The organism is Streptomyces sp. NPDC056835, from assembly GCF_042789485.1.
GTDB lineage: Bacteria > Actinomycetota > Actinomycetes > Streptomycetales > Streptomycetaceae > Streptomyces.
Map to the genome: position 1 here is coordinate 41,408 of NZ_JBHUBB010000017.1, position 12,676 is coordinate 54,083.

General features: G+C 69.5%; 11 protein-coding genes. 8 read left to right on the top strand and 3 right to left on the bottom strand.

Annotated elements, in window-relative coordinates:
• Positions 1 to 386: 386 nt before the first annotated feature.
• The 8 genes from ACFRMN_RS20605 (at position 387) to ACFRMN_RS20640 (ending at position 9,541) form a co-directional block, all read left to right on the top strand.
• On the top strand, positions 387 to 1,385 hold the full coding sequence (locus ACFRMN_RS20605) for an ABC transporter permease (protein WP_383021500.1): 999 nt from the start codon (positions 387 to 389) through the stop codon (positions 1,383 to 1,385).
• A 42-nt stretch (positions 1,386 to 1,427) separates the two neighbouring features.
• Entirely contained in the window at positions 1,428 to 3,188 is a 1,761-nt protein-coding gene (locus tag ACFRMN_RS20610; RefSeq protein ID WP_383021502.1) for an ABC transporter substrate-binding protein, read from the top strand.
• Between the two features lie 153 nt (positions 3,189 to 3,341).
• On the top strand, positions 3,342 to 4,352 hold the full coding sequence (locus ACFRMN_RS20615; RefSeq protein ID WP_383021504.1) for an ABC transporter permease: 1,011 nt from the start codon (positions 3,342 to 3,344) through the stop codon (positions 4,350 to 4,352).
• Positions 4,349 to 5,434 (top strand): ABC transporter ATP-binding protein, encoded by a 1,086-nt coding sequence (locus tag ACFRMN_RS20620; RefSeq protein WP_383021505.1) that lies wholly within the window; start codon positions 4,349 to 4,351, stop codon positions 5,432 to 5,434. Before ACFRMN_RS20615 ends, ACFRMN_RS20620 begins: the two co-directional genes overlap by 4 nt.
• A complete protein-coding gene (locus ACFRMN_RS20625; RefSeq protein WP_383021507.1) occupies positions 5,431 to 6,648 on the top strand; it encodes an ABC transporter ATP-binding protein in 1,218 nt (405 codons plus the stop codon). Before ACFRMN_RS20620 ends, ACFRMN_RS20625 begins: the two co-directional genes overlap by 4 nt.
• Positions 6,649 to 6,724: 76 nt before the next feature.
• A complete protein-coding gene (locus ACFRMN_RS20630; RefSeq protein WP_383021509.1) occupies positions 6,725 to 7,393 on the top strand; it encodes a trimeric intracellular cation channel family protein in 669 nt (222 codons plus the stop codon).
• A 39-nt stretch (positions 7,394 to 7,432) separates the two neighbouring features.
• A complete protein-coding gene (locus ACFRMN_RS20635) occupies positions 7,433 to 8,266 on the top strand; it encodes a thioesterase family protein (protein WP_383021511.1) in 834 nt (277 codons plus the stop codon).
• 111 nt (positions 8,267 to 8,377) lie between these two features.
• Complete coding sequence (locus tag ACFRMN_RS20640) at positions 8,378 to 9,541, top strand: cysteine desulfurase family protein (protein ID WP_383021513.1); 1,164 nt, start codon at positions 8,378 to 8,380, stop codon at positions 9,539 to 9,541.
• A 17-nt stretch (positions 9,542 to 9,558) separates the two neighbouring features.
• On the opposite strand, the gene ACFRMN_RS20645 is transcribed toward ACFRMN_RS20640, so the two are convergent.
• The 3 genes from ACFRMN_RS20645 to ACFRMN_RS20655 form a co-directional block, all read right to left on the bottom strand.
• Positions 9,559 to 10,896 carry an FtsX-like permease family protein gene (locus tag ACFRMN_RS20645; RefSeq protein ID WP_383021515.1) on the bottom strand — a complete coding sequence of 446 codons (1,338 nt, stop codon included), beginning with the start codon at positions 10,894 to 10,896 and terminating at the stop codon, positions 9,559 to 9,561.
• 3 nt (positions 10,897 to 10,899) lie between these two features.
• On the bottom strand, positions 10,900 to 11,733 hold the full coding sequence (locus ACFRMN_RS20650; protein WP_383021517.1) for an ABC transporter ATP-binding protein: 834 nt from the start codon (positions 11,731 to 11,733) through the stop codon (positions 10,900 to 10,902).
• Between the two features lie 194 nt (positions 11,734 to 11,927).
• The gene (locus tag ACFRMN_RS20655) at positions 11,928 to 12,632 is read right to left on the bottom strand and encodes an N-acetylmuramoyl-L-alanine amidase (RefSeq protein WP_383021519.1); all 705 of its coding nucleotides are present in this window, start codon (positions 12,630 to 12,632) and stop codon (positions 11,928 to 11,930) included.
• Between the last annotated feature and the right edge of the window lie 44 nt (positions 12,633 to 12,676).

Sequence of the window (12,676 nt, forward strand, 5' to 3'; positions counted from 1 at the left end):
ACCGCGCGGCGGTACCGCGCGGGTGCGACGCCGCGTCACGGCGCGCGTGCACCAGTTCCATGCCCCATGGGGGCAGTTGGGCGTCATGTCCGATCTGGGGGAATAGTGGCCGAGATGGTCCGCTGAGAAGATCGCAACGTCCGGATAACGGTAACCCTCGGATCGCATCACGGTTGAGCAAACATTCCCCAGGGGGGCTGGCGGGTGATCGCGAAAGGACTGAAGACTCCCTGCAGCAGGTGGACTCGGCCTAGTGTGCGATGCGCTGACTGAAGCGGCTCCCCCCACATTTTCCGGGGGACCACCATGCGACATACGAAGTGAAAGAGCCGCTACAGCGGCGGTCATGGGCCGGCCACCGTCGGCCGAGAGGGGTCTCCAGCGCAATGACGGCACCTATCGAGACCACCGGGTCGGCGGCGCAGGCGCAGCCGGAAGCGGTGCTGGAAGGCGCCGGGGGCAAGCAGATCGAGGGCCGTTCGCTCGGCCGGATCGCGTGGACGCGTTTCAAGCGGGACAAGGTCGCCATGGTGGGCGGCGTCGTCGTGATCCTGCTGGTCCTTGTCGCCGTACTCTCCAAACCGATCCAGTCGGTCTTCGGTCTTGACCCCAACGCCTTCAACCAGGACCTCGTCGACCCCGTGCTGCTCGCGCCCAAGGGCAGCTTCGGCGGGATCAGCTGGGATCACCCCCTGGGTGTCGAACCGCAGACGGGCCGGGACATCCTGGCCCGCATCATCGAGGGCTCCTGGGTCTCCCTGGTCGTCGCGGCCGGGTCCACGCTGCTCTCCGTCGTCATCGGCGTCGTGATGGGTGTCGTGGCGGGCTTCTACGGCGGCTGGGTCGACAGCGCGATCAGCCGCATGATGGACACCTTCCTCGCCTTCCCGCTGCTCCTCTTCGCGATCTCGATCTCCGCGTCGCTCCAGGGCAGCGTGTTCGGGCTCGAAGGGCTCTCGCTGCGCATCGCCGTACTGATCTTCGTCATCGGCTTCTTCAGCTGGCCCTACATCGGCCGGATCGTGCGCGCGCAGACACTCAGCCTGCGGGAGCGGGAGTTCGTGGAGGCGGCGCGGTCGCTCGGCGCGCGCGGCCCGTTCATCCTCTTCCGGGAGCTGCTGCCCAACCTGATCGCGCCGATCCTCGTCTACTCGACGCTGCTGATTCCCACCAACATCCTCTTCGAGGCTTCCCTGAGCTTCCTCGGCGTCGGTATCGCCCCGCCGCAGTCCTCGTGGGGCGGCATGCTGTCCACCGCGGTCGACCTGTACCAGGTCGACCCGATGTTCATGATCATTCCTGGCATGGCGATCTTCGTCACCGTGCTGGCCTTCAATCTGCTGGGGGACGGGCTGCGTGACGCACTCGACCCCCGTGGCAAGTAATCGCGGCCTCGCCGCACCATCGATCGAGGGGGCTTTCCTCAGGTGAACAGCAGAAAGACAGCATCGGCCATAGCCGTCACGCTGGCGTTGGCACTCGGTGCGACCGCCTGCGGCAGTGGTGACAGCAAGGACAACGACGGCAGTGGGGGCGGCAGCGCGAAGGCCGATGCCGGACTGAGCAGCATCGTCAACGCCAGCACCAAGAAGGGGGGAACGGTCACGTACGAGCACTCCAGTGGCCCGGACTCCCTGGACCCGGGCAACACGTACTACGGCTGGGTGCAGAACTTCTCCCGCCTGTACGGCCGTTCCCTGGTGACGTTCAAGCCGGCCGCCGGCAAGGAGGGCCTGCAGGTCGTTCCCGACCTGGCCACCTCGCTCGGCAAGGGCAGCGCGGACGCCAAGACCTGGACCTACACGCTCCGCAAGGGCGTCAAGTTCCAGGACGGCACCGAAGTCACCTCCGCGGACGTCAAGTACGCCATCGAGCGCTCGAACTTCGCGCCCGAGGCCCTGTCCAACGGCCCGACGTACTTCAAGGCGTACCTGGAGGGTGGCGAGAAGTACAAGGGTCCGTACAAGGACAAGTCGCCCGGGGGCCTCAAGTCCATCGAGACCCCGGACAAGTACACGATCACCTTCAAGCTGAACAAGCCGTTCGCGGACATGGACTACCTGGCCGCGTTCTCGCAGACGGCCCCGGTCCCGCAGAAGGCCGACAAGGGCGCCGAGTACGTCCAGAACATCGTGTCCTCGGGCCCGTACAAGTTCGACTCGTACAGCGAGAGCCGCGGCGCGACGCTCTCCCGCAACCCCGAGTGGGACCCGGCGAGCGACCCGATCCGTAAGGCGCTGCCCGACAAGATCGAGCTGAAGTTCAACGTCAACGCCTCGACGATCGACGAGCACCTGCTCAGCGACTCGATCACCGCGGACATCGGCGGCACCGGGCTCCAGTCCAAGACGCAGCCGAAGGTGCTCGTCAAGGCCGCCGAGAAGGCCAAGACGGACAACCCGTACGCGGGCGCGCTCCAGTACCTGGCGATGAACGTCAAGGTGAAGCCGTTCGACAACATCGACTGCCGCAAGGCCGTGCAGTACGCCGTGAACAAGGCCGGTGTGGTCGACGCCATCGGCGGTTCGGTCAAGGGCGAGCCCGCCTCCACGATGATCCCGCCGTCGGTCGCCGGGTACAAGAAGTTCGACCTGTACCCGACCGCGGGCAACAAGGGCGACGCCGCCAAGGCCAAGGAAGCGCTCACCAAGTGCGGCCAGCCGAAGGGCTTCAAGACCTCGCTGACGGCGCGTTCCGACCGTCCCGACGAGGTCCTGGCCGCGACGCAGATCCAGCAGAGCCTGCAGGCGATCGGCATCACCGCCGACATCAAGCAGTTCCCGGCGGACAAGTACTTCACCGACTTCGCGGGCTCGCCCAAGTGGGTCCACGACAACAACGCCGGTCTGATGATGATGGCCTGGGGTGCCGACTGGCCCACCGGGTACGGCTTCCTCGACCAGATCGTGAACGGCTCGGCCATCAAGCCGTCCGGTGGCACGAACCTGATGGAGCTGAACGACCCGGCGATCAACAAGGCGCTGACCGACGGTATCGGCACCCTCGACGCCACCGCCCGCGGTGACAAGTGGGGCGAGGTCGACAAGCTGGTCATGGAGAACGCCTCGGCGGTTCCGCTCTTCTACCGCAAGAACCTGCTCTACCGCCCGGAGTCGGCGACCAACGTCACCGTCGCCGAGTCGTACCTCGGTATGTACGACTACGTGCTGATGGGCTCGTCCAAGTAAGTCCGCGGGACAGTAGGTCCGCAGGACCCTCAGAGCACGTTCGGTAACACATTCAGTAACACCTGTTACATCAAACAGCACCCCCCGAAAGGCAGGTGAAGGTGTCGGGTCGTACGGGCGCACCCCGCCCGTACGACCCGACACCGCACGGCTGTGGCTGCGTACATCATCCGACGCGTATTCGCCGCGGTGTTGCTGCTGCTGGTGGTCAGCGCAGTCACGTTCGCGATCTTCTTCCTGGTGCCCCGGCTGGGCGGCCAGACGACCGACTCACTGGCCGCCCAGTACGTCGGTAAGGGCGCCGATCCCGCCGCCATCGCCGCCATCAAGGCGAACCTGGGGCTGGACGATCCGCTCTACCTTCAGTACTGGCACTTCATCAAGGCCATCGTGGTCGGCGCCGAGTACAACCTCGGCCCCAACCCCTCGGTGTGCCACGCGCCGTGCTTCGGCTACTCCTTCAAGACACATGTCGAGGTCTGGCCCGAGATCCTTCAGCGCATCCCGGTCACCTTCTCGCTGGCCATCGGCGCGGCGGTCATCTGGGTCGTCTCCGGTGTCGCGATCGGCGTCCTCTCCGCGCTCAAGCGGGGCTCGATCTTCGACCGGCTGACCATGGGCATCGCCCTGGCCGGCGTCTCGCTGCCGATGTTCTTCACCGGCCTGGTCTCCCTCGCCCTGTTCAGCTTCCACTGGACGATCTGGGAGAACCTTGAGTTCGTGCCCTTCTCCGAGAACCCCGGCGAATGGGCGTGGAACCTCATCCTTCCCTGGTGCACCCTCGCCTTCCTGTACTCCGCCCTCTACGCGCGGCTCACCCGCGCCGGGATGCTGGAGACCATGGGCGAGGACTACATCAGAACCGCGCGGGCGAAGGGTCTGCGAGAGCGTCAGGTGGTCGTCAAGCACGGCCTGCGCGCCGCACTGACCCCGCTCGTCACCATCTTCGGCATGGACTTCGCGCTGCTCCTGGGCGGCGCGGTCATCACCGAGCGCGTCTTCTCCTTCCAGGGGATGGGCGCGTACGCCATCCAGGGCGTGACCAAGAGCGACCTGCCCATCGTGATGGGTGTGACGCTGGTCGCCGCCTTCTTCATCGTTTTCTGCAATCTGCTGGTGGACCTCGTGTACGCCGCGATCGACCCCCGGGTGAGGCTCTCATGAGCGACGTGCGCAAGACGGACACGGACGCGGGCCCGGCCGGCGGCGAGAGCTCCGGCGCCGACCGGAAGTTCCTGTCCGTACGGGACCTCCGTATCCACTTCGACACCGACGACGGCCTCGTGAAGTCCGTCGACGGCGTCAGCTTCGACCTCGAAGCCGGCAAGACCCTCGGCATCGTCGGTGAGTCCGGCTCCGGGAAGTCCGTGACATCACTGGGCATCATGGGGCTGCACAACTCCGAGCGCGCCCGCATCTCCGGCGAGATCTGGCTGGACGGCGAGGAGCTGATCGGCGCGGGCCCCGAGCGGGTGCGCGAACTGCGCGGCCACAAGATGTCGATGATCTTCCAGGACCCGCTGTCCGCGCTGCACCCGTACTACAGCATCGGCGCGCAGATCGTGGAGGCGCACCGCGTCCACAACAAGGTCGACAAGAAGACCGCCAAGAAGCGGGCCATCGAGATGCTCGACCGGGTCGGGATCCCCGAGCCGGCCCGGCGCTACAACGACTATCCGCACCAGTTCTCCGGCGGTATGCGCCAGCGCGCGATGATCGCCATGTCGCTGGTGAACAACCCCGAGCTGCTGATCGCCGACGAGCCGACGACCGCCCTGGACGTGACCGTCCAGGCGCAGATCCTCGACCTCATCCGGGACCTCCAGAAGGAGTTCCACTCGGCGGTCGTCATCATCACCCACGACCTCGGCGTCGTCGCCGAGATCGCGGACGACCTGCTGGTGATGTACGCGGGGCGCTGTATCGAGCGCGGCTCCGCCGAGAAGGTCTTCTACCAGCCGCAGCACCCCTACACCTGGGGCCTGCTCGGTTCGATGCCGCGCATCGACCGGGAGCAGACCGACCGGCTGGTGCCGGTCAAGGGAACCCCGCCCAGTCTGATCAACGTCCCGTCGGGCTGCGCCTTCCATCCGCGCTGCCCGTACGCGGACGTCCCCAAGGACAACCTCACCCGCACCGAGCGTCCGGACCTGAGGGAGATCACCGACGGGCACTTCTCCGCCTGCCACATGTCAGCGGCGGAGCGGGAACAGATCTGGACCGAAGAGATTGCGCCGAAGCTGTGACTGAGCTGAAGAAGAAGATTCCGGAGCAGGAGTCGGGGGCCGGGTCCGCGTCCGGGGCCGACGGTTCGGGACCCGAGCCGATCCTCAAGGTCACCGGCCTGGTCAAGCACTTCCCGATCACCAAGGGTCTGCTGAAGCGCAAGGTCGGAGCGGTCCAGGCGGTCGACGGACTCTCCTTCGACGTGCGCCCCGGTGAGACCCTGGGCGTGGTCGGCGAGTCGGGCTGCGGCAAGTCGACCATGGGCCGGCTGATCACGCGACTGCTCGAACCGACCGGCGGAAAGGTCGAGTTCGAGGGCCGGGACATCACGCATCTGTCCGCCGGAGCGCTGCGGCCGATGCGCCGCGACGTACAGATGATCTTCCAGGACCCGTACGGTTCGCTGAACCCGCGCCACACCATCGGCGGGATCGTCAGCACCCCCTTCAAGCTCCAGGGCATCGAGCCCGAGGGCGGCGTGAAGAAGGAGGTGCAGCGGCTGCTGGAGCTGGTGGGCCTCAGCCCCGAGCACTACAACCGCTACCCGCACGAGTTCTCCGGCGGCCAGCGCCAGCGCATCGGCATCGCCCGCGCCCTGGCGCTCAACCCGAAGCTGGTCGTCGCGGACGAGCCGGTCTCGGCGCTGGACGTGTCGATCCAGGCGCAGGTGGTGAACCTGCTGGACGACCTCCAGGACGAGCTGGGTCTGACGTACGTGATCATCGCGCATGACCTCTCGGTCATCCGCCATGTCTCGGACCGGATCGCGGTGATGTACCTCGGCAAGATCGTCGAGCTGGCCGACCGTACGTCGCTGTACGAGTCGCCGAAGCACCCGTACACGAAGGCGCTGCTCTCGGCCGTGCCGGTGCCCGATCCGAGCAGGCGCGGTGGGAAGAGCGACCGGATCCTGCTCAAGGGCGATGTGCCGTCGCCGATCTCGCCGCCGGCCGGGTGCCGGTTCCACACCCGGTGCTGGAAGGCGACGGAGATCTGCAAGACGACCGAGCCGCCGCTGATCCAGCTGGCGCCCGGCCACCAGGCGGCCTGCCACCACCCGGAGAACGCCCCCGACCAGCGTCCGCAGGACACGGTGTCGGTGGCGGCGCGGGAGACGGTGGAGCTGGCGGCAAAGACACCGGCCGCCGACGCGGCCTCCGCCGACGCCGCCGCCGAGGCGCCGGTCACAGGTGACGCGACCTCCAAGGACGCGGAAGGCCCGGCCAAGGAGTAGGGGATCCCCGGCCCTGAGCGCTCGGGGCCGGGACCGTCCTTCGGGACGTGTCCCGGCGATCCCGCACAATGTTCGAGTGTTCCACGACCTCTTCACGCCCTCCGTCCAGCACGCGCTCGACCTCGCCGGGATATTCGTCTTCGCGATATCCGGCGCACTGCTCGCCGTACGCAAGAACTTCGACGTCTTCGGCATGGCGGTACTGGCCGAGATCACCGCGCTGGGCGGAGGACTGCTCCGTGACCTGATCATCGGGGCCGTCCCGCCCGCCGCCTTCACGGATCTCGGCTATTTCTCCATGCCACTGGTGGCCACCGCGCTGGTGTTCTTCCTCCATCCCCAGGTGGAACGCATCCAGGGCGCGGTCAATGTCTTCGACGCGGCGGGGCTCGGTCTCTTCTGTGTCACCGGCACCACCAAGGCGTACGAGTACGGTCTCGGCCTCACCGCCTCGGCGGCGCTCGGGCTGGCCACGGCGGTCGGCGGTGGTGTGCTCCGTGACGTCCTCGCCAATGAGGTGCCCTCGCTGCTGCGCTGGGACCGCGATCTGTACGCCGTCCCGGCCATCGTCGGTGCCGCTATGGTGGCGCTCTGTATCCGCTTCGACGCGCTCAACGGTCTGACCAGCACCTTCGCCGTACTGACCGCGTTCGTCCTGCGACTGCTCGCGATGCGGTTCCACTGGCGGGCGCCGCGTGCCTGGAACCGGCGCTCGGCCGCGGCCGAGGAGCCCACGCCTTCGTAAGCTACCGCTTAGTACAATCCTGTTGTACGGTTACTTGCCATGGCACAGGCATCCATCGGTGACAGCGAGTTCGACCGCGGTACCGCCGTCACCGTCCGCGAACCGGGCGTCTACGACGCACAGCTCTCCCCGGGCTGGACGATCATGAACGTCGCCAACGGCGGCTATCTGCTGGCGCTGATAGGCCGCGCCCTCGGTGACGCGCTGCCGCACTCCGACCCCTTCGCCGTCTCGGCCCACTACCTCACGCCGTCGACGCCCGGCCCCGCCGTGGTGCGTACCGTCACCGTACGGACCGGCCGTACGCTCTCCACCGGACAGGCGTCCCTCTTCCAGACCGGCGAGGACGGCCGCGAGGTCGAACGGCTCCGGGTCATCGGCTCCTACGGGGATCTGGACGCGCTGCCCGACGACGTACGGACGGCCGCGAAGCCGCCCGCCATCCCGCCGCTGGAGCGGTGCGTCGGCACGGACGTCGGCCCGCCGCCGCCCGGCGACTTCTCGATGCTGGACCGCCTCGCCATGCGGATCGACCCGGCCACGGTCGGCTGGGCGGTGGGCACACCCTCCGGACAGGGCGACATGCGCGCGTGGTTCGAGTTTGCGGACGGCCGCGACGCCGATCCGTACTCGCTGCTCCTCACCGTGGACGCCCTGCCGCCGACCTCCTTCGATCTGGGGCTGAAGGGCTGGACCCCGACCGTCGAACTGACCACGCACATCCGCTCCCGTCCCGCGCCGGGCCCCCTCCGGGTGGCGATCAGTACCCGCAATCTGGCCGGTGGTTTCCTGGAGGAGGACGCGGAGGTCTGGGACAGCGCGGACCGGCTGGTGGCCCAGTCGCGTCAACTGGCCCGCGCGCCCCGGGAGTGACGCGCCCGGCGCCGGTCCGCGCGGTGGCCGCCGTCATGGAGCCGTCCGCCGGGCGTTGCGGCGGACCGGCTGCGTGCCCGGCGGGGCCCGGCTCGTAGAATCGGGACCACCATGGCTTACCTCGACCACGCCGCGACCACTCCGATGCTGCCGGAGGCGATCGAGGCGATGACCGCCCAGTTCGGCCTCGCCGGCAACGCCTCCTCGCTCCACGCCGCCGGGCGCCGGGCCCGCCGTACCGTCGAGGAGGCCCGCGAAGCGCTCGCGGAGGCCCTTGGCGCACGGCCCAGCGAGGTGGTGTTCACCTCGGGCGGTACGGAGGCGGACAACCTCGCCGTGAAGGGCCTGTACTGGTCCCGGCGCGCCGCCGACCCGGCCAGGACCAGGGTGCTCGCCAGCCCCGTGGAGCACCACGCCGTCCTCGACGCGGTGGAGTGGCTGGGGGAGCACGAGGGCGCGACCGTCGAGTATCTGCCGGTCGACGCCTACGGCCGGGTGCTTCCCGAGGTGCTGCGCGAGGCCATCGCGAGTAACCCGCTGGATGTCGCCCTCGTCACCGTCATGTGGGCCAACAACGAGATCGGCACCATCCTGCCGGTCCGTGAACTGGCCGAGGTGGCCGCCGAGTTCGGCATTCCCCTGCACTCCGACGCCGTCCAGGCCCTCGGCCAGACGGAGCTGGACTTCGGTGCCTCCGGGCTCGCCGCGATGACCGTCTCCGGCCACAAGGTCGGCGGCCCGTACGGTATCGGCGCCCTTCTGCTGGGCCGTCAGCACACCCCCGTACCCGTGCTGCACGGCGGCGGCCAGGAGCGGCATGTGCGCTCCGGAACCCTCGACGTCCCGGCGATCGCGTCCTTCGCCGTCGCGGGGAGGCTCGCCGCGGAACGGCGCGAGGACTTCGCCCGCGACATCGGCGCCCTGCGGAACGATCTGATCGAGGCGGTACGTACAGCCGTCCCCGACGCGGTCCTCGGCGGCGACCCGCGCCACCGCCTGCCCGCCAACGCGCACTTCAGCTTCCCCGGCTGCGAGGGCGATTCGCTGCTCCTGCTGCTGGACGCCCAGGGCATCGAGTGCTCAACGGGCTCCGCCTGTACGGCGGGTGTGGCCCAGCCCAGTCATGTGCTGCTGGCCACCGGCAGCGACCCCGACCTGGCCAGGGGCACCCTGCGCTTCTCCCTCGGCCACACCTCCACGGCGGCGGACGTGGAGGCGGTGGCGAAGGCCATCGGCCCGGCCGTGGACCGCGCCAGGAGCGCGGGCCTCAGCTGAGGGCGGGGCGGTGGGCTTCAGGCCGGCGCCGCCACCGCTTCCACCGCCGGGGTACGCAGTGTCCTGCGGGCCGTACCGACACTGGTGACCAGCGTCGCCGCGGCGGCGACCGCCGTGACACCGAGCCAGATCTCCGGCCCCTGGCCCGGCAGGACCTCGTCGGTACGTACCAGACTGAACGGCACGCTCCCCGCGAGCCCCGCCACCGTGCCGAAGAACACCCCGGTCAGTGTCAGCGCCAGCCCCTCGACGCCGACCATCCCCAGCACCTGGCCCGGGGTGGCCCCCGCGAGCCGCTGCTGACCGAACTCACGGCGGCGGTACGAGGTCGCCGCGTACAGGCTGTTGATCAGCGTGACGCAGGAGAAGACCACGATGATGCCGACGACCACCAGGTTCACGGTCTCCAGGTTCTTGTCCTCGACCGATCTGGTGAGACCGGACGCCGCGATCGCCTCGTTCTCCAGCGACTGCATGGTGAGCGTGGCCGTGGCGATACCGGTGAAGAGGGTCAGCGGCACCAGCACGCCGGACAGCCGCGTGGCGCGGTGGCGCATGGTGTGGACGGTCAGATAGCCGCTCGCACCGGTGAGCGCGGTGAGGGGCCGCTCCAGCGCGCCCAGCAGGGCCCGCAGCAGCGCCGGTGCGAAGTACGCGAGGCCGACGGCGAGCAGGATGGCGCCGCAGGCCGGTGCCGCCATCAGCGCGGGCGCCGTCGGCTCCACCGTGAACGTGACGCACACCCCCGCCGCCCCGGCGACGAGCGCGGCGGCGCCCGCGGCGTTCCTGCCCCGGCCCCGGGGCTCGGCCGCGCCCGCCAGGGCCTTCGTCGCCCGGCGCACCGCGAGGAACGCGGCGCCCGTCGCCGCCAGCAGCGTGATGCCGAGACCGGAACCGAGCGCTATGGGCCCGAAGGCGTACGCGACGCCGTCCGCGACCTGACCGGTGTCCTGGAACACCGACAGCAGCGCCCGTCCGCCGAGCATCGCCGGACCGATGGCGAGCACCGCCCCGGCCAGGGCGACCGCGGCCGATTCGCCCACGATCATCCGCGTGATCTGCGCCGGGGTGGCGCCGGTGCTGCGGAGCAGGGCGATCTCCGTACCGCGCTGCCGTACGTTCACGGTCAGGGTGGACGCCACGGCGAAGAAGACCAGCAGGGCGCCGTAACCGCCGACGACGTTCGCCACCAGCGCGAGCGTCTCCGCGCTGGCGGAGTCGACGTCCTGGGCGCCCGCCGTGTCATGCAGCGAGTGGAACGCCATGATGATCGCCGCGCCCAGGAAGGCGGACAGCAGGGTGGCGAGGAAACGCCCGGGACGCGTCGCGATGGACCGCATGGCCAGCGAGAACATGACTCACACCCCGGCCGTCAGGTCGTGGTGCGCCGGGTTCTGGCCGTGGTGCGCCCGGTTCGTGCCCTGGTGCACCACGTCCCCCAGATGTGCCAGCCGCTCGGCGACCGCGTCCACGGTGGGCGCGGTCAGCCGCCCGGCCAGCCGGCCGTCCGCGAGGAACAGCACGGAGTCGGCGTACGAGGCGGCGACCGGGTCGTGCGTCACCATCACGACCGTCCTGCCGTGGGCCCGTACGGTCCGCTGGAGCAGCAGCAGGACGTCCCGCGCGCTGCGGGTGTCCAGCGCGCCGGTCGGCTCGTCCGCGAAGATCACGGCGGGCTCGGTGACCAGCGCGCGGGCGATGGCGACGCGCTGGCGCTGACCGCCGGAGAGCTGGTCGGGCCGGTGGGCCAGCCGGTCGCCGAGACCGACCTGGGCGAGGATTTCCGCGGCCCGTGCCCGGTCGATGTGGCGCCCGGCCAGCTTCAGCGGCAGGGTGGTGTTCCGCTCCACGGTGAGCGTGGGCAGCAGGTTGTACTGCTGGAAGACGAAGCCGATCCGGCGGCGGCGGAACTTCGTCAGCGCGGCCTCGCTGCCACCGGTCATCTCCGCGCCGTCCACCATGACCAGCCCGCTGTCCGGCCGGTCGAGCCCGGCCGCGCACTGCAACAGGGTCGACTTGCCGGAGCCGGAGGGCCCCATGACGGCGGTGAAGCTCCCGGCGGGGAGGCTCAGCGACACATCGTCCAGCGCGGTCACGGCGTTCCCGGCGGACCCGTAGACCTTGCGGACCTTGACCAGGCGCAGCGCCTCGGCGCTGCCGGCGCGCTCTGTCGTCCTCGTACGACGAAACATGGTGTTCCCTCCCCGTTCGGACGCTCTCTGCGCCCAGGTGTGACGCTACGGACGGGGGAGGGCGGGCACATTGGGCATAGGGCCCGAGTGCGGGGGTGGTGCTGGGTACACCGTGCGGTACCGGTTCCGGGCGGCCGGGGCCTGCGGGGCCGGGGCCGCGAGGCCGGGGCCTGCGAGGGCTGTCGGCCCGGGGCTCAGGCGTCCCCCACGAACTTCATGTAGCGGTCCCAGTCCCACTTCGTCCCCGGGTCCGTGTGGTCCGTGCCCGGGACCTCCACATGCCCGATGATGTGCTCGCGGTCGACGGGTATCGCGTACCGCCTGCATATGTCGGCGGTCAGCCGCGCCGAGGAGCGGTACATCGCGTCCGTGAAGGACGCGGCGTTGTCCACCCAGCCCTCGTGCTCGATACCGATGGAGCGCTCGTTGTACTCACGGTTACCCGCGTGGTACGCCACGTCCAGCTCACGGATCATCTGCGCCACATGGCCGTCCTTGCGGACCACATAGTGCGAGGCGGCGCCATGGCCGGGGTCGCGGAAGACCTTCAGCGCGACCTGATAGCTGCCCTGGACGACATGGATCACCACCCGGTCGATCGTGTAGTCGTCCGGCCTGTCCGCCCGTCGCCAGTTCGCCGAGGACGCCGCCACCCACTCGGAGCCCGCGTAGTCCAGCTCACCCTCCTTGCGCGGCTTCCCGACGCCGGGAACGCGGTACCACAGGTGCCCCAGCTCCTCCCGCGCGAGCACGCCTCCGCCGAGCACGGCCGCCGCGCCGCCGATCAGCACCGCCCGGCGGCGGACCTTCGTACTGTCCGTAGGCGCGCGACGGCTCCCGCCCGCGCGATGGCTCCCGCCCGCGCCGCTGCCCGTCGTGCCCTGTGTGTTCTCGCCCATGTGATCGTCAACGCATACTCGCGCGACTGTGGTTCCCCCGGGCC

Coding starts and splice junctions, on each gene's coding strand:
- ACFRMN_RS20605 (WP_383021500.1), top strand. CDS start 387: ATGACGGCACCTATCGAGACCACCGGGTCGGCGGCGCAGGCGCAGCCG.
- ACFRMN_RS20650 (WP_383021517.1), bottom strand. CDS start 11,733: ATGTTTCGTCGTACGAGGACGACAGAGCGCGCCGGCAGCGCCGAGGCG.
- ACFRMN_RS20640 (WP_383021513.1), top strand. CDS start 8,378: ATGGCTTACCTCGACCACGCCGCGACCACTCCGATGCTGCCGGAGGCG.
- ACFRMN_RS20635 (WP_383021511.1), top strand. CDS start 7,433: ATGGCACAGGCATCCATCGGTGACAGCGAGTTCGACCGCGGTACCGCC.
- ACFRMN_RS20655 (WP_383021519.1), bottom strand. CDS start 12,632: ATGGGCGAGAACACACAGGGCACGACGGGCAGCGGCGCGGGCGGGAGC.
- ACFRMN_RS20620 (WP_383021505.1), top strand. CDS start 4,349: ATGAGCGACGTGCGCAAGACGGACACGGACGCGGGCCCGGCCGGCGGC.
- ACFRMN_RS20645 (WP_383021515.1), bottom strand. CDS start 10,896: ATGTTCTCGCTGGCCATGCGGTCCATCGCGACGCGTCCCGGGCGTTTC.